Source organism: Comamonas sp. B-9, assembly GCF_000410635.1.
Classification (GTDB): domain Bacteria; phylum Pseudomonadota; class Gammaproteobacteria; order Burkholderiales; family Burkholderiaceae_C; genus Comamonas.
Map to the genome: position 1 here is coordinate 1 of NZ_KE148593.1, position 23,325 is coordinate 23,325.

The window sequence follows — 23,325 nt, forward strand, 5'->3', positions numbered from 1 at the left end:
CGCTCAGCCAGCAGCGGCGCCTGGACAAGCGCATGGCGGCCAGCGCACTGTCGCGCCACCCCAGCGGCCTGCGGCTGCTGACCATGCCCCGCCATGCCGCGCTGCCAGCGGCCGGAGAGATCGACGCGCTGGTCCAGCGCCTGGGCCAGTATTTTGAGCACCTGGTGCTGGACCTGGGCGCCGACACGCCCCTGCCGGTGATGGCCGAGGTGCTGCCCCAGGCCAGCCAGATCTGGCTGGTCTGCGACCAGAGCGTGGCCAGCGTGGTCTGGACGGCCGAGCTCATGCAGCAACTGCAGGCCATCGGCATCGCGCCCGAGCGCATCGAGCTGATCGTGAACCGCCATGACAGCCGGCTGGAGCTGGCGGCCAGCCACATGGCGGCGCAGCTGCAACTGCCCTTGCTTGGCAGCATTCCCGAGCGCCGCCGGCCACTGATGCAGGAGGTCAACCGGGGCCTGCTGCTGCAGGCGCAGCGCCGCAGCGAGCCCTATGTGAAGGCGGTCGGCCAGCTCGCCGACCAGCTGCTGGCCGCGCACCATCCACAGCGTGTGGGCCACCGCAGCGGCGCGGTCGGTCCCTTGCAACACCTTCTCCAGCGCCTGCGCGGACACTGAAAACCACCATGACGACCACGGACTACACCACCTCCGCCGCCGCTGCCAGCGAGAACCTGCAGCATGCCCAGCTGCTTGCCGATCTCAAGAACCATGCCTATGAGCACCTGCTCAGCCGCATCGAGGAGCTGGGGGCGGAGTTTGGCCGCTGGTCCCAGGCGGCGATTGCGCAGTTTGTGAAGCTCGAGCTCGACAGTTTTATCCGCCTGCATGCGGTACCGGTCAATGAGCAGGAAGCCCGCCAGGTGGCCGAGGCGCTCAGCCGTGAGCTCACCGGCCTGGGCCCGCTGCAGCCGCTCCTGGAAGATGCGCGCGTCGAGGACATCCTCATCAATGGCTACCGCGACATCTATGTCTCGCGCGGCGGCATGCTCGAGCGCGAGGCCTCGCACTTCAAGGACGACGAGCATGTGCTGCGCATCGTGCGGCGCATTCTGGCGCCGCTGGGGCGGCGCCTGGACGAATCCAGCCCCATGGTCGATGCCCGCCTGCCCGATGGCGGCCGTATCAATGTGATCATCGGCCCGCTGGCCATCGACGGCCCCACGGTCTCGATCCGAAAGTTCCGCAAGGACCCGCTCACACCCAAAGACCTGGTCGAGCTGGGCAGCTTCAGCGAAGACATCTGCCGCATTCTGGAGATGGCCGTCAAGGCACGCTGCAACATCCTGGTGAGCGGCGGCACCAGCTCGGGCAAGACCTCCTTGCTCAACGCCCTGGCCAGCTTTATCCCGAGCAACGAGCGCATTGTGACCATCGAGGACACCGCCGAGCTGGCCCTGAACCACAGCCATGTGGTGCGGCTGGAGAGCCGCCCGGGCAGCTTCGATGGCTCGGGCCATGTGAGCATCCGCGACCTGCTGGTCAACAGCCTGCGCATGCGGCCCGACCGCATCATCGTCGGCGAAGTGCGCAGCGGCGAAGTGCTGGAGCTGCTCCAGGCGATGAACACCGGCCACGATGGCTCGATGGGCACCATCCATGCCAGCTCGCCGCGCGAATGCCTCTACCGCGCCGAGATGCTGGCCGGCTTTGCCGGCTTTCAGGGCAGCGAAGTGAGCCTGCGCCGCCAGATTGCCAATGCGGTGGACTTTATCGTGCAGATCGGCCGCCTCTCCAACGGCCGCCGGCGCCTGCTGTCACTGACCGAGGTGACTGGCATGACCGACAACATGATCTCCACCCAGGAGCTCTACCGCTACGAGGCCCAGACCGGCCCCGACGGCCAGGAACAGGACCAGTGGGTCTCCATGGGCATCTCGCCGCATTCGCCCAAATTGCTGGCCTGGTGGCGGGGCCAGCAGCAGGCGGGCAGCAGCGGAGGACAACGATGAACCTCCACCCCGCCGTCCTGGTCATCGCCGCCCTCGCCTGCGCGCTGCTGGCCCTGGCGCTGTGGCTGTTCTCCCGTGCGCGCCAGCAGCAGGCCCGGCAATCGATTGCCGGCCATATGCAGCGCAGCCGCGATATCCAGCGCGATCTGCTGGCCCCTTCTGCCGCCGCACCGATGCCCGGCATGGCAGCCGACCCCAGAGCTTCTGCAGCCTTGCCTGCTGCGCTCACGCCCTCGGCCTCAGCGCGGCAATGGCTGTATGACCATCTGGGCTATGGCGCCTGGGGCATCAGCCCGCGCGGCCTGGTCATGATCGCCGGGCTCGGGCTGTTACTCGCGTTTCTGGTGGCACTGCAAGCAGGTGCTTTGCTGGGTCTGATGGTGCTGGCCGTCTATGCGCTGCTGACCTGGTTTGGCATCTGGCACCGGGTGAGCAAGCGCCGCGCCAAGATGCTCTCGCTGCTGCCGGGCTTTCTGGACAATATGGTGCGCCTGATCTCCATCGGCAACTCGCCCCATGCCGCCTTCCAGTTTGCCAGCGGCAATGTGCCCGAGCCGCTGGGCAGCGCCTTGCAGCATGTCAATGCGTCCCTGAGCGTCTCGCCCGACCTGGGCCAGGCGATGACCCAGTTGGAGCGCACCTGGAAGCTGGCCGAGTTCGGGCTGCTCGCGGCCGTCTTCCGCATGAGCACGCGCTACGGCGGCCGGGTGGACCAGGTGCTCGAACGTGTGTCCGCCTATATCCGCGACCGCCAATCGGCCGAGCGCGAACTGCATGCGCTGTCGGCCGAGGTGCGCCTGTCCGCCTGGGTGCTGGCCTTGCTGCCCATCATTGTCGGCACCTTGATCATGCTGCTGAACCAGGGCTACTTCATGCGCATGTGGAACGACGGCACCGGCCAGAAGATGATTTTTGCCGCAGCGGGGCTGGAGGTGTTTGGCTCGTTTTTGCTGTATCGCCTGGCACGTCTGAGGTAAGGAGACCAGAGATGAACATGCAAACCATGCTTTGCGACCTTCCACCTGCTGCACAGGCAGGCGCAGCGCTTATGGCTGGCCTTGGGTGCATGGGCTCTTACGGCCTGGGAGGCCAGCCATGAACAGCCAGCCCCTGTGGATTGCCAGCCTGGCACTTGCGGGTCTGGGCCTGGGGCTCCTGGCCGTGCTGCTGCTGCGCCGCGAACACCGTGCCGCCCGTGCCCAGCATCGCGTGGCGCAACTGCTGCAGCAGCGGGAGGCAGCAGCGGGCGTCATACAGCCATTCCCGATGCCCGGTCTTCAGCCGCTACCCAGCACCTCATCGCAAGCAGACCAGGATGCCGCTCAGCATGTCATTGACCGGCTCAAGCGCCCAGCCTGGCTGGACAGCGGACTGTCCAAGGCATTGTTTGCTGACGAAGACCGCAAACTGATGGAGCAGGCTGGTATCGAGATGGCGCGCGGTGGCTTGGTATTTGTCGCCTCCCGTACCGTTCTGTGCCTGGTGCTGCCTGCGCTGTTGCTGCTGCTCCTGCAGCCGCAGGGCCCCAAGGCCCTGGCCTATGCCTTTGTGGCTTTTGGACTGGGCCTGATGCTGCCCAAGTGGTACTTGCGCTCCAAGGCCAATAACCGGCGCAAGCAAGTGGTCGAGGAGCTACCACTGTTTGTTGACCTGCTGCGCCTGCTGCAGGGCGTGGGCCTGAGCATTGACCAGAGCCTGCATATTCTGGCCTCTGAATTTGGCAGTGTGCTGCGCGTGCTGAGCGCCGAGTTGGGCCTGGCCAATCGGCTCTACAGCTCGGGCCGTACGCGTGAGCAGTCGCTGCAGCGCCTGGCGATGCTGGGCGCGGACGACGACATGAGCGCCGTGGTCAATCTGCTGGTGCAGGTGGACCGGCATGGCGGCGCCGTGCAAGAACCACTGCGCGAGTTCAGCCTGCGCCTGCGTGAAAAGCGCCAGGCCAATTTCAAGGAAAAGATCGGTGCCATCACCGTCAAGATGACCGGCGTCATGGTGCTCACACTATTGCCAGCGCTGATCGTGATCACTGCAGGGCCCGGCTTTACCGCCGTGATCCGCTCACTGTCAGCCATGGGAGGGAAATAAGCATGCACCGCGACTTCCGCAACACCCGATACCGCTATACGTTGACAACGCCGCTACTCGCACTGGCCGCTGCGCTGCTGACCGGCTGCGCCTCCAAAGGCCCGCAAGGCTATGGCGCCGCCGAACAAAGCACGGCAGCCCAAGCCCAGCAGCAAATGGAAAAAGCCGCGCAGCTGACACAGATCGACCCGCAGCAAACCTATCTGAACCTGATTCGCCAGATGCAGCAGGCCAACCAGTGGTATGCGTCGCTGGCGCACACGCAGGCCTTTGAGCGCCAGTACGGCAGCCAGCCGCAGATCCGGCTGATGCGCGCCGATGCACTGCGCAATACCGGCCAGGGCCCATTGGCTGAGCAAGGCTACCAGGCCCTGCTGGCAGACCCCGACAGCAGCACCGTGGCCCGTGCGCGGCGCGGCCTGGGCCTGCTGTATGCCAGCCAGGCCCAGTACCCCAACGCCATTGCGCAGCTGGAGATGGCGCGCCAGATCAACCCCATCGATGCCGATGTGCTGAGCGACCTGGCCTACGCCCATATGCTCGATGGCCAGACCGAGGCCGCCCATCTGCCAGTGTTGCAGGCGGCGCAGTTGGCGCCGGGCAATGCCCGGGTGCAGCTGAACCTGGCCCTCTACCTGATGGCCAGCGGCCAGAAGGCACAGGCCTCGCAACTGCTGCAGCGCCTGAGCCAGCCCGCCGCCAAGAATGTGCCCGCGCTGATTGATGCGAACTCGATGCAGACCCTGCAAGCGCAGTTGCAGACGGTGCAGACCGCCATGCGCCGGCGCAATGGGGGCGAGTTGCCAGCGCCAGTACCGGCTGCGGCGGCGCCCTTGGTGGACGGCGCAGCACTTGCGGCCAGCCCGCTTCCAGCTGCGGCTACAGAGCCAATCGCAGCGCCGGCTGCAACGCCATCCGCAGGGCCTGCTGCCGGCCCTGGGCCTGCCGTGCCCACGGCCTTGCGCAGTACAGCCGCCGGCAACGGCAGCCCGCACATCACCGATACCCCGGCACGCCCCATCGTGCCTTAGCACCACCAGGAGTCCCCCATGTCTCAGCCTCTTTCTCTCCCCACCTGGCGTTCCGTGCTGCTGGGCCTTGCTGCTTGTGCGGGGTTCTCGGTCACCGCCGTGCGTGCCGAATCCAGCCGCGCCGTGGCATCGGTCGAAGCCGAGGTGCCCAGCCTGGAGATGACACGGCAAGCCCCCGTGGTAGATATCCCCGAGCGCGCCTCGCCCGCCACGCAGCCCTATATCCCGCTGGCCACGGAGAACAGCAATCCTTCGCTGGAGAACCCCGTCATCTGGCGCAGCCGCCCGATCATCATCGGCAACGCCACCGAGCGCCTGCTGGCCATGCAGACCGCATCGCCCGGCGTACACCCCCGCGCCATTGATGGCGAGCAGGCCAGCCGCAGCTACCAGCGCTACCTCAAGAGCTTTGAGACCAAGATCCCCGAGCGCTTTGAGACCGGCATGGATGTGAAGCAGTAACACTGGCCGCCCAGGAGCCCGCCATGCGCCCGCACCCCACCCCGTTCATGCACCGCTGCAGGCGTTCGCGCCAGCAGCGCGGCGTGTATGCGCTGGAGTGGGCGATCATCTTCCCGGTGTTTTTTGTGCTGCTCTATGGCATCGTCTGCTATGGCCTTACCTTCCTGGTACGCCAATCGATGCAGTACGCGGTCGAAGAAGGGGCCCGGGCGGCACTGCGCTACCCCAGCTCCACGATCATTGGCAGCAACCCGCCCACCTGGGCCTTCCGCAGCTTGCAGGCGCGCCGCACCACGGCCAATGCGCTCAGCTGGCTGCCCGCTGAGCTGCGGCCCGCCGAAGGCGATATCGACTTCACCCTTTGCCACCTGGCAGACACCGCCTGCAACCAGGACACTGCGCTCAATCCGGCGCTCGACTGCAATATCGAGACCCCATGCCTGGTGCTGGTCAGCTACCGCATTGCCAACTACCGCCAGGGCGCGATTGCGCCGGCGATCCCCGGGCTGGGTCTCGTACTGCCGGCCAGCCTGCAGGCCCAGGCCAGCTTGTTGGTGGACAGGAGGATGCTATGAAGCACTGCTGCACCAGCCGCCGCGCGGGCGCACTGGGACCACAGCGTGGCGTCGCGGCCATCGAGTTCGCGCTGATTGCGGTCTTCATGATCGTCATGCTGCTGGGCCTGACGGTGTACTGGCGCGCATTCCAGGCGCAGCAGTCGCTCACGCGGGCAGCAGGGGATGGCGCACGCGCCATTTTGGGCGTGCTGGCAGCGGGGGTCAGCGACCCCTGCCACCCCACGCAGGCTGCAGCCAACCGCGCCACCATCCAGCTGCGGGTGCTGCAATCGGTGCGCTCCAGCCTGGAGCGCAGTGACGTCCCCGGCACGGTGGCCGACCAGCTCACGGTCAGCCCCATCCAGTGGCAAGCGGCCTGCCCCAGCACGGGCACCGGCAGCGCCAGCTTTGAGCTGCGCTACCAGCTCGCGCCGCTGTTTGGTACGCAGGGCGTGTGGGTCACCGAGCCCCGGCAGCTCTATGAAAAAAGCGTGGTGCACTTTGCATCGCTGCTGTAAGGAGGATCTGCACCATGTCTGCCTGTAGCCCCCCATCCCCCCAACGCGCCCTGCCCTTGGCCCAGCGCGGCGCCGTGCTGCTGCAGTTTGCGCTGCTCGCCGCGGTGCTGGTCACCTTGCTGGGCACCGTGCAGATTGGCTATATGTACTACGCCAAACGCGATCTGCAGCGCATCGCCGATGTGGCTGCGCTCGAAGCGGTCAATGCCATCACCTATGGCAACTCGGCCACCTGCGGGCTCGGCCAGGCGGCAGCCAACCAAAGCGTGACCACCCAGCTGCGCCTGTCGCTGGACAATGAGCAGCGCCGCATCGACTGCGGCCACTGGGACAGCAGCAAGGCCGATGCGCTGCGCTTTGGCCTGGGCAGCAGCCCGATGAACGCAGTGCGCGTGCAGCTGCAAGGCGAGGTGCTGCAGCTGTTGCCCTTTGTGGGCTCGCGCCTGGTGGCAGCGGCTGCGACCGCCGCCAAGGACAGCGAGCCGGTGGCAGCGTTCTCGATCGGCTCGCAGCTGCTGCGCTTCAACAACAACGGCCTGCTGGGCCGCATCACCGCGCTGGTGGGGCTGGATATCCAGCGGCTCACCATCCTCGACAAGGACGGCATCGCCAATGCCAAGATCACGCCCTCGGGCCTGCTCAAGGTGCTGGGCCTGCCCATTGGCGTCAACGACCTGGCGCTGCTCACCCCCAATGACCTGGCCAATGTGAATGCCTCGGTGATCGACCTGATCGACGCGGCAATCAATGCCGGCAGCGACAGCCTGCTCAATGCCGGCGTCGACATTGCTGCGCTGGTCGATCTGCGCGCCTACCTGGCGGCCTTTCAGCTTGCCAACATCAAACTGCCACTGGGCGGTGACAAGGGCCTGCTGGCCGTGATCTCCGCAGGGGGCGCTGCCTCGCCCATCGGCGCGGGGCTCGACGCTGCTATTGGCCTGGGCGACCTGGTGCGCACCCACTTGGTCGCTGCCAACGGCACCAACAGCGTGGCACTGGGCCTGGGGCTGCCGGGCATTCTGGACGCCAACCTCACCGTGGTGGAGCCACCACGCAATGCCATCGGCCCGGCCAATGGCCAGACCAAGGCGCGCAGCGCCCAGGTGCGACTGACCGTCAACATTGGTGAGCAAAAGAATGTCAGCACGCCCGGCCTGCTGACCGCACTGCTGGGCAACCTGCTGGGTATCCGCGTGCACATCCCCATTCAAGTCGATCTGGTGCGCAGCACCGGCACGCTCGAAGCCATCCAGTGCACACCAGCCCGCAATGACCGGCGGGCCAATATCTCCGTGCGCTCGGCGATTGGTGATGTCTGCATCGGCCAGTTGAATGCCAATGGCATCTGCCAAAAGACCGAGCTGGTGGACCTGAACCTGTTGAACCTGCTGGGCGGTCTGCGCGTGCAAAGCAAACTGTCCACATCGCTGCTGCAAGGCGCCAGCTACACATCGCCGCCCAATGCCCAGGCCTGCCCCTACAACAGCAGCAATGTGGACGAATGCCTGGTGGGCATGCAGGTGGACGTGGAGCGCTCCAGCGGCCCCAATGGGCTGCGCCTGGGCACGACGGTCAGCAATCTGTTGAAGCAGGTGCCCGCGTTGGTGGGCGATGTGCAGAACGCCGAGTACTACGGCGTGCTGGGCGGCCTGCTCGGGGGGCTGCTGGGCGGTTTGCTCGGCGGCCTCAATGCGCTGCTCAATGTGATCGTCACGGTGGTGAGCGCCCTGCTAGCGCCCCTGCTCAACACCATTGGCAGCGCACTGGACCTGCTGCTGCAGGGCCTGGGCATCGAGCTGGGCCGCGCCAGCGTGGATTTGCTGGGCATCCAGTGCGATACCGCCCAGATCGTGCAATGAAGACAGGAGTGAGCGCAGCGACATGAAGAACCGAGGGAATAGAACGTGAATCAGAACGATTTGGTCATCTACGTCTGGGAAGGCCAAGCGGACATTGCAGAGCGCGTGGAGCGCTGCATGGTCAACTTGGATGTGGACGTGGTGCGCGCCGATGGCCTGAACCTGTCGCCCGTGGTGGCGCAGGGGGGCAACGCCATTGCCGTGGTGAGTGTGTCGGTGCTGGAAGGTGCGCGCTTTACGCGCCAGGGGATCGAGGGCAATTTTGGCGGCATGCCGGTGCTGTGGGTCAGCGCCAAGCCGCGTGGCGAAGGGCCGGGCACCTATGCCACCGAGTACTCCCATGTGCTGCCCTTTGACTTTACCGGCGCTGAGCTGCGCGCGATGCTGGTGCGCATTGTGCGGCGGCTGCAAAGCACCAAGCACAAGCAGCCGCGGGGCGACGACATCATCGCCGAGGCCGAGTGCATGCTGGCCCTGCTGCGCGATGTGGACACCTTTGCCGACTGCGAGCACAGCGTGCTGATCTTTGGCGAGACGGGCACCGGCAAGGAACGCGTGGCCGAACGCCTGCATGAACGCAACACGCACTACGGCCAGGGGCCCTTTGTCGTGGTCAACTGCGGCGCGATCCCCGACGGCCTCTTTGAGTCGCTGTTCTTTGGCCATGCCAAAGGCTCGTTCACCGGTGCGGTGACGGCGCACAAGGGCTTTTTTGAGCAGGCCAACGGCGGCACCCTGTTTCTCGACGAAATCGCCGATCTGCCGCTCTACCAGCAGGTCAAGCTCCTGCGCGTGCTCGAAGAGCGCACGGTCACCCGGCTGGGCGCCACATCGCCAGTGGCGCTGGATTTTCGCCTGGTGGCGGCCACCAACAAATCGCTGCGCGAGCTGGTGCATGCCGGGCGCTTCCGCGCCGATCTGTTCTTTCGCCTGGCGGTGATCGAGCTGCAGATGCCCAGCCTCGAAGAGCGGGGCGAGGCCGACAAGCTGGCCATCTTCAACAGCATCCTGCGCAAGGTGGTGGGCGAGGAGATGATGGAGCGCCTGGGTGGGCCGCCGATGTTCATCCTCGACGCGATTGCGCAGATGTACTTCCCCGGCAATGTGCGCGAGCTGCGCAATCTGGCAGAGCGCATTGGCGTGGCCGCCCGCCAGACCCAGGACTGGCATGCCGGCGGCGCCACCGATCGCCTGCTGCTGCAGGCCCAGAGCCTGTCGGCGGCGACCTTTCCGCTGGAATCCCATGCGGCCGGACCGCTGCTGGCCGAGCGCGGCAACTGGGACCAGGAAGAGCGCAACCGCATCATCGAAGCGCTGCATGCCAATAGCTGGAAGCGCCAGAACACTGCCCAGCAGATGGGCATCAGCCGCAAGGTGCTGTGGGAGAAGATGCGCAAATACCAGATCTCGGACGGTGAGCCACTCGTGCCCCTGGCACCGGCCGCCGCGCAGCCCAATGACCACCTGCCCCTGTGACCCTTGACGCCGAGCCCTTGCCGACCATGACAGACAAACCCCTGATCGTTTTTGTAGGCGCGGTCTACCCGAGCCAGTACAGCCTGCTGTGCAGCCACCTGCGTGCCCAGGGCATCGCAGATGCCTGGTTCATGACCACGCCCGGCCACAAGGCCAACCATGAAAAGCACTGCGACCACCTGCTGTCCTTCCAGCCCGATGGCCTGATCGTCGGCCCCCAGAGCTACTACTACTCGGACAAGGTCGAGCGCTCGGCGCGCATCTGCCGGGGCGTGCTCAAGGCGCTGGAAGACTTTGAAGCCGCCCAGGGCCGCAAGATCGATGTGGTGGTGGCCCATTCGCTCTGGGGCGCGCCCAACTGGCTCTATGGCGAGCTGCAAGCCGCCATCATCAGCTATATCGAGTTCCCCAGCTACCTGGCCCATGGCTGGGATGCCGCCTACCCGCCGGACCAGGCCCAGCGCCTGGGTGACCGCAACACCGAGATGCTGAGCTTCCACCAGGTGCTGTGCAGCGACCTGACCATCGTGCCCAGCGCCTATGCGCGCTCGATGTTCCCGCCGCTGCTGCAGGACCGGATTGCGGTGCAGTTCGAGGGCTTTGATATCCAGCCGCCGCTGCGGGATTTTGGCGCTGCCGGTGATGCAGCGGACGATACCCAAAAGCCTTTCACCATCGCGTTCTCGGCGCGCGATCTCTCGAGCGCCAAGGGTTTTGAGACCTATATCCGGCTGGTGGACCGCATGGTGCGCGAAGGCGATGGCCACAACACCCGCTTTATCGCCATCGGTGATGCCAAGGCCTCCACCTACGGCTATGAGCAGCAGTGGGTGGAGCGGCGCTATGGCGGCAAGGTGGAAAGCTTTCGCGACCACCTGCTCAAGGTCTACCCCGCCGCCGATGTGATCGAGTTCCCCGGCCACCTGCCCTATGACCAGTTCTCGGCGCTGCTGGCCGAGGTCGATCTCTTCCTCTACCCGCTGCGCTATGGCGTGGCCAACTGGGGGCTGATGGAGATCCTGGCGCGCGGGGGCTGCGTGATTGGCTCCAACTGGGGCTTTGCGCCCGAGCTGATTGCCCACAACGTCAACGGCCTTTTGCTGCCCGACAACGACGACGACTGGATCGAGGCGATACGGCAGCTGCGCCGTGACCCGGCCCGGCGCCAGCGCTATGCCCAGGCTGCGCTGGAGACCGGCAAGGCCTACCATATCGCCAAGGTGGCGCCCCGCTTTATGGCGCTGTTTGCGCGGGCAATGGCCAACCGCAAGGCGCAGCTGGTGGCGCCGCGCTGATACCAGCGCTGTTGTTTAGGCCGCTTGCTTCCAACGCGCGAAGCCCTGCGCGCGCAACGCACAGGCCGGGCATTCGCCGCAGCCATAGCCCCAGTCATGGCGCTCGCTGCGGTCGCCCTGGTAGCAGGTGTGGGTGTCTTCCTGCACCAGCGCGGTCAAGGCGTCGCCGCCCAGGTCCTGCGCCAGCTGCCAGGTAGCAGCCTTGTCGATCCACATCAGGGGGGTCTCTACCACCAGCTGCCGGCCCAGGCCCAGGCTCAGCGCCACCTGCATGGCCTTCATCGTGTTGTCACGGCAGTCGGGGTAGCCGGAGAAGTCGGTCTCGCACATGCCGCCCACCAGCACCGTGCACTGGCGGCGGTAGGCCACCGCAGAGGCGAGGGTCAGGAACACCAGGTTGCGCGCCGGCACAAAGGTATTGGGCGGGCCATCGGCCTGGTAGGCCATCGCGGCATCACGGGTCAGCGCCGTATCGCTGATCTGGCCGAGCACATCGATATGGAGCAGGTGGTCCTCCCCCAGCTTTGCCGCCCACTGCGGGAACTGCGCGCGCAAGTGAGCCAGCACGGTGCTGCGGCATTCCAGCTCGACCCGGTGGTTCTGGCCGTAGTCAAAGCCAATCGTTTCGACCTGGGCATAGCGGCTCAAGGCCCAAGCCAGGCAGACGGTGGAATCCTGTCCACCCGAAAAAAGTACCAGCGCCTTGGCGTCTTGCATGCTGCGCTTCTCCATCCATCAAAAATCAAAAAACCAGGCTTGTGTTGGCAGGGGCCAGACTCAGCGCCCGCCCCAGGCCGTGCTGGCATCGGTCAGCGCGTCGCTGCGCGTGGCCGAGAGTATCGCGTCGAGCAGGCCGGGAAAGCGGGCATCGAGGTCTTCGCGCCGCAGCGACAACAGGTTCTCGCGCCCGGCAGGGCGCTGCCAGATCACGCCGCTGCTGCGCAGCACGCGCCAGTGGTGCGTCATCGTCGACTTGGTCTGGTCGCGCAAAAGCGCCGTGCAGCTGCGCTCCTGGCCATCTGCCAGCACACGCACGACCGCCAGGCGTGTGGGGTTGCCCAGGGCGGTGAGCACATTTTCCAAATGGATCTGCGCAGCTTCAGGGTGGTGAGGGATCATCCGGGGTCCATGCGCCAAAGAGGCGCGCATCGGCTGCAATAGCCGGTTCATTGCCAAAGGGCGCCATTCTGCCTGGGTCTGCAGCACTGGCAGCACGATGAACGCTATTGTCCCCAATCGGGCAATACCCATGACGACAGTACGACTGTCTTCGTACTATTAATATTGCTCTTTTCTGGCCCTGTGCCGGCGCCTCTGAGAGGATGCCGGATGTCGCAAAGTGGGAGCGCACAGGGCTGTAACACGCAGCTGAATCCGGCTGAAAAACCGACCCAAGGAGGTCAACATGGCCCGCCATACCCCCATAGAACGCTATCGCAACATCGGCATCTCTGCGCACATCGATGCCGGAAAAACCACGACGACCGAGCGCATCCTGTTCTATACCGGGGTGAGCCACAAGCTGGGCGAGGTGCATGATGGCGCCGCCACGATGGACTGGATGGCCCAGGAGCAAGAGCGCGGCATCACGATCACCTCGGCCGCAACAACGGCCTTCTGGTCGGGCATGGAACGCAACTTTGCGGCCCACCGCATCAACATCATCGACACCCCCGGTCACGTGGACTTCACGATCGAGGTCGAGCGCTCCATGCGTGTGCTCGACGGCGCCGTCATGGTCTATGACTCGGTGGGCGGCGTGCAGCCGCAGTCCGAAACCGTCTGGCGCCAGGCCAACAAGTACAAGGTGCCACGCCTGGCCTTTGTCAACAAGATGGACCGCATTGGTGCGGACTTCTTCCGCGTGCGCCAGATGATGGTGGACCGCTTGAAAGCCAACCCCGTGCCCATCGTGATTCCGATCGGCGCCGAGGCCGAGTTCTCTGGCGTGATCGACCTGATCAAGATGAAGGCCATCATCTGGGACGAGGCCTCGCAGGGCATGCAGTTCGAGTACCGGGAGATCCCCGCCGAGCTGCAGGCCACGGCGCAGGAGTGGCGCACCAAGATGGTGGAAGCGGCTGCCGAAGCGAGCGAAGCGCTGACCGACAAGTACCTGAGCGATGGTGACCTGCCCGAGGCCGACATCATTGCCGGCTTGCGCCTGCGCACGATTGCCACCGAGATCCAGCCCATGCTGTGCGGCTCGGCCTTCAAGAACAAGGGTGTGCAGCGTTTGCTGGACGCCGTGGTCGAGCTCATGCCGTCGCCGCTGGATGTGCCTGCGGTGACTGGCCACAGCGAAGACGAGAACGACAGCACGGTGCTCACGCGCCGCGCGGACGACAGCGAGAAGTTCTCTGCCCTCGCCTTCAAGCTGATGACCGATCCCTTTGTGGGCCAGCTGACCTTTGTGCGTGTCTACTCGGGCGTGCTCAGCAAGGGTGACCTGGTCTACAACCCGATCCGGGGCCGCAAGGAGCGCATTGGCCGCATCGTGCAGATGCATGCCAATGAGCGCCAGGAAATCGACGAGATCCGCGCCGGCGACATTGCTGCCTGCGTGGGCCTCAAAGAGGTGACGACCGGTGAGACCTTGAGCGACCCGAGCGCGCCCATCATCCTGGAGCGCATGTCCTTTCCTGAGCCCGTCATTGCGCAAGCGATCGAGCCCAAGACCAAGGCCGACCAGGAAAAGATGGGCATTGCGCTGTCGCGTCTGGCCGCCGAGGATCCGTCGTTCCGCGTGCGCACCGATGAGGAATCGGGCCAGACCATCATCGCCGGCATGGGCGAGCTGCATCTGGAGATCATCGTGGACCGCATGAAGCGGGAGTTCAATGTGGAGGCCAATGTGGGCAAGCCCCAGGTGGCCTACCGCGAGACCATCCGCAACACGGTCAAGGATGTGGACGGCAAGTTTGTGCGCCAGTCGGGCGGCAAGGGCCAGTATGGCCATGTGGTCTTCACGCTGGAGCCGATGGCGTCCGGCGAAGGCTTTGCGTTTGTTGACGAGATCAAGGGCGGCGTGGTGCCACGCGAGTACATCCCGGCCGTGGAGAAAGGTGTGCGCGAGGCGCTGGCGAGCGGCGTTCTGGCCGGCTACCCGGTGGTGGATGTGCGCGTGCGCCTCACTTTTGGTTCGTACCACGATGTGGACTCGTCCGAGCAGGCCTTCAAGATGGCGGCCATCTTCGGCTTCAAGGAAGGCATGAAGAAGGCCAACCCGGTCATCCTGGAGCCGATGATGGCCGTCGAGGTTGAAACGCCCGAGGACTATGCCGGCACGGTGATGGGCGACCTGTCATCGCGCCGGGGCATGGTGCAGGGCATGGACGACATCGCCGGTGGCGGCAAGAGCATCAAGGCCGAGGTCCCCTTGTCCGAGATGTTTGGCTATGCGACGCAGCTGCGCTCGATGACGCAGGGCCGCGCCACCTACACGATGGAGTTCAAGCGCTACACCGAAGCGCCTGCCCATGTGGTGGCCGGCATTGCAACCCGCTCCAACCGCTAAGCGACCAGAGATGCCAGCTGCTGCTGGCTGAACCCAGGCCCACCGCCCACCAGGCTGTGGGCCTGTTTTTTGGTCCGCTGTCCGCATGCACTCGCGCAAGTGCCCGGCCAGATCGCTGGGCTGCCTTGCCTTTCGGCTCCACCCAAGGCGCCACTAAGTCACATCTACAAAGCGTTCTGCCAGCCAGTCAATAAACACCCGCAGCCGCGCCGACGGCTGGCGGCTGTAGGGGTGCAGCACCGACACCGGCATCGGCGGCGGTGGCAGATCGGGCAGCACCTCCAGCAGATCGCCGTCCTCCAGCGCCTGCGCAATGCGGTAGCGCGGCACCTGCACCATCCCCAAGCCCGCCATGGCTGCGCCGGTGTACAGATCGGCGCCGTTGACGGTGATGCTGGGCTTGAGCCGCCGCTCCACCACCTGCTTGCCCACGCAAAACTCCAGCGCCACCGGCCGGCCCGTGGCGCTGGAGACATAGGCCACAGCGGCATGCTGCGCCAGGTCATCGAGTGACTGCGGCAGGCCGTGGCGCTCGGCATAGGCCCGGCTGACGACCGTCACCTGGCGCAGCGACGCCACCTGGCGCCCGATCAGCGACGAGCTTTGCAGGCTGCCGGCCCGCAGCACGCAGTCCACCCCTTCGCGCACCAGGTCCACCAGCCGGTCGTCCTCGGCCATGTGCAGCTGTACCTCAGGGTACTGCTCCGCAAACGCGCCCAGATGGGGCATCACAAAAAAGCGCGCCAAGGTGCCCTGCAGGTTGACCCGCAGCAGGCCCTGCGGCGGCGCGTGGCGAAAGGCGCTCTCGGCCTCCTGCAGATCGGCCAGCAGCCGGGTGCAGCGGCGGTAGTAGTCCTCGCCTTCGGCCGTCAGCCGCACCTGGCGCGTGGTGCGGTCCAGCAGGCGCGCGCCCACCCGCGCTTCCAGCCGCTGGACCAGGTTGGTTACCGTGGCACGCGGAATCTGCAGATCGTCCGACGCCTGCGCAAAGCTGCTGCGGTCGGCCACCCGCACAAATACCTGCATTTCCTGAAAGCGGTCCATCGCAACAACGCCAATCCAATGCGGCGCATATTATTAAAGTAAACCGAATTATAAAATTCAAATCAGCACAATGATCTTTTGAATGGAATAGTGAAAAATCCAGCCATTCGATCAACGACAGGAAAGCAGACATGACCAAGCCCACATCCATTGCCCTGATCACCGGCGCATCGCGCGGAATCGGTGCCACCATTGCCCGCCGCCTGGCCCAGGACGGCCATGCCATCGCCATCAACTACGCCAACAACGCGCAAGAGGCCGAAGCACTGGCCCAGGCGCTGACGCAAGAAGGTGGCCAGGCGATGGCCATCCGTGCCGATATCTCGCAGGCTGACCAGGTGCAGGCGATGTTCAGCACCGTCGAGCAGCAACTGGGCCAGATTGATGTGCTCGTCAACAACGCCGGTGTGCTCGCCACCAGCACCCTGGCCGAGACCAGTGACGCGCTGTTTGCCAAGACCTTTGCGATCAACACCCAGGGCGTGTTCAACACGCTGCGCGAAGCGGCCACACGCCTCAACGCAGGCGGGCGCATCATCAACCTCTCGACCACCGCGCTGGCACTGAACCTGCCCGGCTACGCGATCTACAACGGCAGCAAGGCCGCCGTCGAGGCCTTTACCCGCGTGTTCGCCAAGGAGCTGCGCGGCCGCCAGATCACCGTCAACGCGGTCGCTCCCGGCCCGGTCGCCACCGAGCTGTTCTTTGCCGGCAAGAGCGAGGCGCAAATTGAGCACTTTGCCAAGATGCCGCCGCTGGAGCGCCTGGGCGAGCCAGAGGACATCGCGGCCGTAGTCGCCTTTTTGGCCAGCAAGGAGTCGGGCTGGATCAACGGGCAGGTGCTGCGCGCCAATGGCGGCATTGCTTAAACCGCCGCCCCACCCGGCAAGACACCCGGGTTGAGGCGCCTGGCCTCACCACTCTGCCACACTGCCGTCGGCATGGCGCCATACCGGGTTGCGCCAGCGGTGGCCCTCCTTGGCGCGCTCGACCACATAGGCCTCGTTCACCTCGATGCCCAGGCCAGGGCCGCCGGGCATCGCGACATAGCCGTCCTGGTAGTCAAAGGCATCGCGGTTGTGCACATAGTCGAGCAGGTCATTGCCCTGGTTGTAGTGGATGCCCAGGCTTTGCTCCTGGATGAAGGCGTTGTAGCAGACCGCATCGATCTGCAGGTTGGCGGCCAGCGCAATCGGCCCCAGCGGGCAATGCAGGGCCACCGCCACATCGTAGGCCTCGGCCATCGCGGCGATCTTGCAGGTCTCGGTGATGCCGCCAGCATGCGAGGGGTCGGGCTGGATGATGTCGACACCGCCTTGGGCAAACACGCGCTTGAAATCCCAGCGCGAATAGAGGCGCTCGCCCAGCGCGATCGGAGCGGCGCCAATGGCAGCCAGCTCCGGGATCACCTCCAGGTGCTCGCTGAGCACGGGCTCTTCGATGAACATCAGGTTGAAGTCGCGCAGCTCGCGCATCAGCACCTTGGCCATGGGCTTGTGTACCCGGCCGTGGAAGTCCACGCCAATGCCGATGTGCTTGCCCACCGACTCGCGGATCATCGCGACATTGGCCACGGCCTGCTCCACCTTGGCATGGCTGTCGATGTACTGCATCTCCTCGGTGCCGTTCATCTTGACGGCGGTAAAGCCTCGGGCGACGGCCGCTTGCGCTTGCGCGGCCGTATCTGCCGGACGGTCACCCCCGATCCAGGAGTAGACGCGGATACGGTCGCGCACCTTGCCGCCCAAGAGCTCATGCACCGGCACACCCAGCGCCTTGCCCTTGATGTCCCACAGCGCCTGGTCCACGCCGGCAATGGCGCTCATCATCACCGGCCCCCCCCGGTAGAAGCCGGCGCGGTACATCACATTCCACAGGTCCTGCACATTGCGCGGGTCGCGGCCCACCAGGTAGTCGGAGAGTTCCTCGACGGCTGCGGCCACCGTGTGGGCGCGGCCTTCAACCACCGGCTCGCCCCAGCCAACGATGCCCTCGTCGGTTTCGATCTTGAGAAAGCACCAGCGCGGTGGCACGATAAAGGTGGTGAGCTTGACGATTTTCATGGGACGAACTGAGAAAAATGGGGGTGGGAATCAGCAGTGGTGACTGGGGCTGGTGCGGGGGCTCACTCAAAGTCCAGCAGCACCTTCATCGCCTGCGAGCGGTCGGCCGCCAGCGCAAAGGCGCGGGCCGAATCGCGGTAGGACAAGGTGGCGGAGATCAGCGGCTTCACATCGACCAGGCCCTTGTTGAGCAGGGCCACCGCAGTGGCGAACTCCTCATGAAAGCGGAAGGAGCCGCGCCAGTCGAATTCCTTGGCCACCAGCGTGTTGATCGGCAGGGTCATCTCGGCACCGGCCAGGCCCAGCTGCACGATGGTGGCGCGCGGGCGCAGCACATCGAAGGCACCGCGCAAGGCATGCGGGTTGCCGCTGGCCTCGAACAGCACATCGAACTGGCCCTTGTCGGCTGCGTAGCGGGCCAGGCCATCGGGCGACTCGCCCACATGCACGACCTCATCGGCGCCCACCTGCAAGGCCTTGGCCAGCGGGTGCGCGCTCATGTCGGTGGCCACAATGTGCGCGGCGCCTGCGCGGCGCGCGGCAATGATGGCCAGCGCACCAATCGGCCCGCATCCCGTCACCAGCACCTTGCGGCCCAGCAGGGGGCCTGCCCGCTGCACGCCGTGCAGGGCAACTGCCAGCGGCTCGGCCATGGCGCCTTCGGCGTCGCTCACCTGCGCGGCCAGCAGATGGGCCTGGTGCGACTCGATGACGATCTGCTGGCGAAACGCACCCTGCACATGGGGCGTGCGCATCGCGCTGCCGTAGTAGCGCATGTCCAGGCAGTGGTTTTGCAGGCCCATCTGGCAAAAGCGGCACTGGCCGCAAGGCCAGCTGGGGCTGACTGCAATGCGCTGGCCGGCAGCAAAGCCCGTCACCTCGGCGCCTACCGATTCGATGACACCCGAGACCTCATGGCCCAGCACCATCGGTTCCTTGATGCGCACCGTGCCAAAGCCGCCGTGCTGGTAGTAATGCAGGTCAGAGCCGCAGATGCCGCCGCAGCGCACCCGCACCAGCATCTGGCCAGGCCCGGGCGCAGGCGCGGGGACGGATTGCACCCGCAGATCGCCGGGTGCGTGGATAACAAGCGCTTCCATATCAGAAGTTCCTAATTGGCTTGGATAAGTGAGAGGCTTAAGGCTTGGTTTTGCGGTAGCTGGCGAGCGCTGCATAAAACGACTGGGCAAACTCCTGGCCCACGGTCGCCTGGTTCTTGTCGATCACCGGCTGCACTGCCGCGCGGATCTTCTCCAGCTCGGCCGGCGGCATCTCGCCCACCTGCATGCCATGCGATTTGAGCTGTGCGACCACCTCGCCAGCCTGGCGCAGCTCTTCGCTGCGCTGCAGGGTGCGGGCCTTCTCGGCAGACTGCTGCACAGCCTGCTGCTGCGCGGGGGTCAGGCCCGACCACCATTTCTCGGACGCGATCAGCGCGACGGGCGTGTAGACATGGTTGGTGATGGTCAGGTACTTCTGCACCTCGTACATCTTGTTGGCATACATGTCGACCACCGGGTGCTCATAGCCATCGAGTGCCTTGATCTCCAGCGCCGGGTAGACCTCGGAGAAGGCCATCGGCACGGCGTTCATGCCCATCGCATTGAAGCTGGCCAGCGCCATCGGGCTTTGCATCACGCGCACGCGCAGGCCCTTCATATCGGCCAAGGTCGCCAGCGGCCGCTTGCTGTTGGACATATTGCGGAAGGCACCGCCCGCCCAGACCAGGCCGCGCATCTTCATATCGGCAATGCCGTCAAGCATCTGGCGGCCCACCGGGCCATCGAGCACATGGGCGGCCTCGGCATCGCTGGCAAACAGAAACGGAAAGTCAAAAATCTGCAGCGCCTTCTTGCGCGCGGCGATGGGCGAGAGCGCGCCCATGTACAGGTCCTGCGTGCCGCTTTGCACTGCAATCAGCATCTTGTCTTCGCTGCCCAAGGTGGCGCTGCTGTACACATCGATCTGCACCTTGCCATCGGTGGACTTGGCGACATCGGCAGCAAACTGCTTCATCGCGATGGCGCGGGGGTGCGAATCGGCAAAAGAATGGCCCAGGCGTGCGCGCTTGCCCTCCTGGGCTTGCGCGGGCGCCAGGCCCAGCACCGCCAGGGTGGCGCAGGCCAGGCCTGCAACGAGGCTGCGGCGTGGAATCAGTTTCATGGTCGGCTCCTTGTCTTTTTTGGGCAAAGCCCGCCCTTGGCGCTTGCTGCTGGCAAGCGCCCAAGGCTCTTCAATGAATGGGTTTGGGGTGACGGTTTGAGGCTTAGCGGCTCATCATCTCCAGCGGCCACATGACGATCTGCGGGAACACCACGAGCAGGAACATCACGATCGTCTGGGCCACCATGAACGGAATCACGCCCTTGATGGCACCGCTCATCGGTATCTTGGCGACCCCGCAGACGACATTGAGCACGGTGCCCACCGGAGGGGTGACCAGGCCAATGGCATTGTTCATGATGAACAGCACGCCGAAGTAGACCGGGTCGATGCCCGCCTGCTTGAGCACCGGCATCAGCACAGGCGTCATGATCAGCACCGTAGGCGTGAAATCCAGCGCCGTGCCCACCAGCAGCACCAGCACCATCAGCGCAAAGGTGAGCAGCATCTTGTTGTCCATCAGCGGCTCAACCAGCGCGGCCAGCTGCTGCGGAATGTTCGCGGTGGTGATCAGCCAGGCCGATACGCCAGCGGCCGACACCAGGAACATGATGATGGCCGTGGTCTCCGCGGCGCGGTAGATCAGCGCAAACAGCTGGTTCAGCTTGATCTCGCGGTAGACAAACATGCCCACCAGCAGCGAGTACATCGCGGCCATGACGGCGGCCTCGGTCGGCGTGAACCAGCCGAACTTCAGGCCACCGATGATCACGATGGGCAGCACCAGCGCCCACAGCGATTGGCGTGTGGCGGCCAGGCGCTCGGCAGTGCTGCGCTTGGGCTCGGTGACGATCGGGTCACGGCCAATGCACCAGCGCCAGGCCAACAGGATCGCGACCCCCATCAACAGGCCCGGCACAATGCCGGCGATGAACAGCTTGGTGATGGACACGCCACCGGTCACGCCATACAGAATCATCGCGATCGATGGCGGAATCACCGGCGCGATGATACCGCCGCAGGCGATCAGGCCGCAGGAGCGGTTGACCTCATAGCCGGCCTTGCGCATCATCGGCACCAGCACGGCGGCCAGTGCCGCGGTATCGGCCACGGCCGAGCCCGACAGCGAGGCCATGATCACGGCGGCGCCAACGGCCACATAGCCCAGGCCGCCCCGGATATGGCCAATCCAGGCCATGGCCATGTGGATGATGCGGCGCGTCATGCCGCCGGCGTTCATGAACTCGCCTGCGAGCATGAAGAAGGGCACGGCCAGCAGCGGGAAGCTGTTGGCGCCATCCCACATGTTCTGCACCACGATCTGCGGATCGGTAAAACCCATGTAGTACATCAGCGCGAGGCCGCAGCCGATCAGCGCAAAGGCAATGGGCATGCCCAGGGCCATCAGGCCCAGCAGCGACGAGATAAAAATGAAGATGGTCATGCGCGACCTCCTTGGGACCGGGCCTGCGATTGGGTCTGCTCCTGCATGGCGTGCTCGGCCTCGCGGGCCTCTTCCATGCCCTCTTCCTGCACGTCAATCAGCTCATAGTCCGCCACCTTGCCCAGCACCAGACGCACCAGGTTCGACAGGCAGATAAAGCCAATGGCCGCCCCGGTGAAATAGCTCACGCCGTAGACCCAGAGCATGCTCAGCTGCGCCACCGGCGAGGCATTGCCCGCGATGATGTCGTGCTGCAGCCAGGTGCCGTAGACGATGTAGACACAGCACAGCAGCATGATGGCCTGGCTCAGGCCCCAGCAGACGCGGCGGCCCACCAGCGGCATCATCTGCACCATCAGGTCCACCCCCAGATGGGCGCGCTTGCGCATGCCCACGATGGCGCCCAGAAAGGTCAGCCACACAAAGGCAAAGCGCGGCACCTCTTCCGACAGATCAATGCCGGTATTGAAAAACAGCCGCAGCATCACATTGCCGAACACCATCACCAGCATGACCAGCATGCACAGCACCATGGCGATTTCCAGCGCGCGCGTCAGCCCGTCGGCGAGCATTTTGAGTACCTTGCCCATGGCAACACCTTTCCCGGCAGCGCGGCCTTGTGCCGTGCCGCCACCTGAATGCTTGTATATCTAAGCCGGCAGCGCCGCGCCATGGGGCGCTGCCAGAACCTTGAGAAGAAATGCAGGGAGCGGACCCAGCCTATGCCGGCCTGGGCCCATACCCTTCCTGGGCCTTACTGGGCCTTACTGGGCCTTGCGCGCCTGCTCGATTTCGGCAAAGAAGCCCTTGACGAACTCATCACCGATCTGCGGCGAGAACTTGGCCAGCACGGGCTTGACCTTGTCCTGCATGCGCGCCAGCTCGGCAGCGGGCATGCTGTCCACGGTCACGCCAGCCTTCTTGAAATTCTCGACAGCCAGGCTGTCGCCTTCGTCGAGCAGCTTGCGCTGCAGCAGGCCCGCTTCGGTCGCGGCCTTTTGCACACCGGCCTTGTCGGCGGGCGAGAGGCTGTCCCAGAACTTCTTCGATGCGACCAGGGCCGATGGCGTGTAGACGTGGTTGGTGATGGTGATGTACTTCTGCACTTCCTGCATCTTGTTGGCCCACATGTGCTGGAGCGGGTTCTCCTGGCCGTCAAGGGCCTTGATCTCCAGCGCCGGGAACACCTCGGCAAAGGCCATCGGCGTAGCGTTGGCACCCAGGGTCTTCCAGGTGTCCAGCGCGACCGGGTTGGTCATCACACGGATCTTGAGGCCGCTCACATCCTCGGGCTTGGCCACGCGGTGCTTGCTGTTGGACAGGTTGCGAAAGCCCATGCCGGTCCAGGTCAGGCCCACCAGGTTGGCCGGTGCGATCTTCTCGAAAATCTTTTTGGACGAGGCGCCATCGAGCACCGCATAGACCTCGGCCGAGTTGCGGAACATAAAGGGCAGATCCCAGACCTGCACTTCCTTGACCCGCGAGGACAGCGGCGCCAGGGTGCCGATGTACAGATCCTGCGTGCCGGCCTGCACGGCCTGCAATTGCTTCTCATCGCTGCCCAGCACCGCGCTGTGGTAGGCCTGCACCTTGACATTGCCATTGGTGTAGGTGGAGGCGAGCTCGGCGAACTTGTTCATCGCAATGGCTTGCGGGTGGCTCTCGGGCATCGCATGGCCCACGCGGGCCTTGACTTCAGCATAAGCGGCGCCAGCGCCCATTGCTGATGCCGCCAGGGTGGCCAGCACGATGCGGCGCAGTTGGAAGTGAGTGGTCATCTGTCTGTCTCCGTCTTTGTTGTCAATCGAAAAAAGCCGGCGCTGCTGGCCCGGCATGCTGGGAATCAGGGGGTCTGCAGGCTCCCATCGGCCAGGCGCGTCTGCGTCCAGGGGGTCACTGCGCTGCTGCAGGGGGACTTGG

At 65.1% G+C, this 23,325-nt stretch carries 22 protein-coding genes; 13 read left to right on the forward strand and 9 right to left on the reverse strand.

Annotated elements, in window-relative coordinates; genetic code table 11:
- The 11 genes from H928_RS32395 to H928_RS0114915 all read left to right on the forward strand — a co-directional run.
- Positions 1-617: hypothetical protein (locus H928_RS32395; RefSeq protein WP_021027218.1), on the forward strand; the 617-nt coding region annotated here is incomplete at its 5' end.
- An 8-nt stretch (positions 618-625) separates the two neighbouring features.
- Positions 626-1,951: a CpaF family protein gene (locus tag H928_RS0114870; RefSeq protein WP_021027219.1), complete on the forward strand. Its 1,326-nt coding sequence runs from the start codon at positions 626-628 to the stop codon at positions 1,949-1,951.
- Positions 1,948-2,928: a type II secretion system F family protein gene (locus tag H928_RS0114875; protein WP_021027220.1), complete on the forward strand. Its 981-nt coding sequence runs from the start codon at positions 1,948-1,950 to the stop codon at positions 2,926-2,928. The genes H928_RS0114870 and H928_RS0114875 overlap by 4 nt, the downstream gene beginning before the upstream one ends.
- Before the next feature lie 118 nt (positions 2,929-3,046).
- Positions 3,047-4,036 (forward strand): type II secretion system F family protein, encoded by a 990-nt coding sequence (locus tag H928_RS0114880; protein WP_021027221.1) that lies wholly within the window; start codon positions 3,047-3,049, stop codon positions 4,034-4,036.
- A gap of 2 nt (positions 4,037-4,038) precedes the next feature.
- Positions 4,039-5,067 (forward strand): lipopolysaccharide assembly protein LapB, encoded by a 1,029-nt coding sequence (locus H928_RS27995; RefSeq protein WP_021027222.1) that lies wholly within the window; start codon positions 4,039-4,041, stop codon positions 5,065-5,067.
- An 18-nt stretch (positions 5,068-5,085) separates the two neighbouring features.
- Positions 5,086-5,529, forward strand: coding sequence for a DUF3613 domain-containing protein (locus H928_RS30200; protein ID WP_084635816.1), 444 nt, complete (start codon positions 5,086-5,088; stop codon positions 5,527-5,529).
- Positions 5,530-5,552: 23 nt separating this feature from the next.
- A complete protein-coding gene (locus H928_RS0114895) occupies positions 5,553-6,104 on the forward strand; it encodes a TadE/TadG family type IV pilus assembly protein (protein WP_021027224.1) in 552 nt (183 codons plus the stop codon).
- Positions 6,101-6,604 carry a TadE/TadG family type IV pilus assembly protein gene (locus tag H928_RS28005; RefSeq protein ID WP_021027225.1) on the forward strand — a complete coding sequence of 168 codons (504 nt, stop codon included), beginning with the start codon at positions 6,101-6,103 and terminating at the stop codon, positions 6,602-6,604. The genes H928_RS0114895 and H928_RS28005 overlap by 4 nt, the downstream gene beginning before the upstream one ends.
- A gap of 14 nt (positions 6,605-6,618) precedes the next feature.
- The gene (locus tag H928_RS0114905) at positions 6,619-8,463 is read left to right on the forward strand and encodes a TadG family pilus assembly protein (protein WP_084635817.1); all 1,845 of its coding nucleotides are present in this window, start codon (positions 6,619-6,621) and stop codon (positions 8,461-8,463) included.
- Between the two features lie 45 nt (positions 8,464-8,508).
- On the forward strand, positions 8,509-9,939 hold the full coding sequence (locus tag H928_RS28010) for a sigma 54-interacting transcriptional regulator (RefSeq protein WP_052330014.1): 1,431 nt from the start codon (positions 8,509-8,511) through the stop codon (positions 9,937-9,939).
- A 26-nt stretch (positions 9,940-9,965) separates the two neighbouring features.
- Positions 9,966-11,234: a glycosyltransferase gene (locus tag H928_RS0114915; RefSeq protein ID WP_021027228.1), complete on the forward strand. Its 1,269-nt coding sequence runs from the start codon at positions 9,966-9,968 to the stop codon at positions 11,232-11,234.
- A gap of 15 nt (positions 11,235-11,249) precedes the next feature.
- Here the strand turns inward: H928_RS0114915 and queC are convergent, their stop codons facing one another.
- Positions 11,250-11,951 (reverse strand): 7-cyano-7-deazaguanine synthase QueC, encoded by a 702-nt coding sequence (gene queC, locus H928_RS0114920; RefSeq protein ID WP_027010975.1) that lies wholly within the window; start codon positions 11,949-11,951, stop codon positions 11,250-11,252.
- A gap of 60 nt (positions 11,952-12,011) precedes the next feature.
- A complete protein-coding gene (locus H928_RS0114925; protein WP_027010976.1) occupies positions 12,012-12,353 on the reverse strand; it encodes a helix-turn-helix transcriptional regulator in 342 nt (113 codons plus the stop codon).
- A gap of 286 nt (positions 12,354-12,639) precedes the next feature.
- Here H928_RS0114925 and fusA point away from each other — a divergent pair, with 286 nt between their 5' ends.
- Positions 12,640-14,751, forward strand: coding sequence for an elongation factor G (fusA, locus tag H928_RS0114930; protein ID WP_021027231.1), 2,112 nt, complete (start codon positions 12,640-12,642; stop codon positions 14,749-14,751).
- 153 nt (positions 14,752-14,904) lie between these two features.
- Here fusA and H928_RS0114935 read toward each other — a convergent pair whose 3' ends face one another.
- On the reverse strand, positions 14,905-15,795 hold the full coding sequence (locus H928_RS0114935) for a LysR family transcriptional regulator (RefSeq protein WP_021027232.1): 891 nt from the start codon (positions 15,793-15,795) through the stop codon (positions 14,905-14,907).
- 131 nt (positions 15,796-15,926) lie between these two features.
- Here H928_RS0114935 and H928_RS0114940 point away from each other — a divergent pair, with 131 nt between their 5' ends.
- The gene (locus H928_RS0114940) at positions 15,927-16,664 is read left to right on the forward strand and encodes an SDR family oxidoreductase (RefSeq protein ID WP_021027233.1); all 738 of its coding nucleotides are present in this window, start codon (positions 15,927-15,929) and stop codon (positions 16,662-16,664) included.
- Positions 16,665-16,709: 45 nt separating this feature from the next.
- Here H928_RS0114940 and dgoD read toward each other — a convergent pair whose 3' ends face one another.
- From dgoD to H928_RS0114970, 6 genes are all read right to left on the reverse strand, one after another.
- Positions 16,710-17,858, reverse strand: coding sequence for a galactonate dehydratase (gene dgoD, locus H928_RS0114945; RefSeq protein ID WP_021027234.1), 1,149 nt, complete (start codon positions 17,856-17,858; stop codon positions 16,710-16,712).
- Between the two features lie 62 nt (positions 17,859-17,920).
- Positions 17,921-18,958 (reverse strand): L-idonate 5-dehydrogenase, encoded by a 1,038-nt coding sequence (locus tag H928_RS0114950; protein ID WP_021027235.1) that lies wholly within the window; start codon positions 18,956-18,958, stop codon positions 17,921-17,923.
- Positions 18,959-18,995: 37 nt separating this feature from the next.
- Positions 18,996-20,021, reverse strand: coding sequence for a DctP family TRAP transporter solute-binding subunit (locus tag H928_RS0114955; protein ID WP_027010977.1), 1,026 nt, complete (start codon positions 20,019-20,021; stop codon positions 18,996-18,998).
- 103 nt (positions 20,022-20,124) lie between these two features.
- The gene (locus H928_RS0114960; protein WP_021027237.1) at positions 20,125-21,405 is read right to left on the reverse strand and encodes a TRAP transporter large permease; all 1,281 of its coding nucleotides are present in this window, start codon (positions 21,403-21,405) and stop codon (positions 20,125-20,127) included.
- Complete coding sequence (locus tag H928_RS0114965) at positions 21,402-21,995, reverse strand: TRAP transporter small permease (protein ID WP_021027238.1); 594 nt, start codon at positions 21,993-21,995, stop codon at positions 21,402-21,404. The genes H928_RS0114960 and H928_RS0114965 overlap by 4 nt, the downstream gene beginning before the upstream one ends.
- A 174-nt stretch (positions 21,996-22,169) precedes the next feature.
- Complete coding sequence (locus H928_RS0114970) at positions 22,170-23,183, reverse strand: TRAP transporter substrate-binding protein (protein ID WP_021027239.1); 1,014 nt, start codon at positions 23,181-23,183, stop codon at positions 22,170-22,172.
- Positions 23,184-23,325 lie beyond the last annotated feature (142 nt).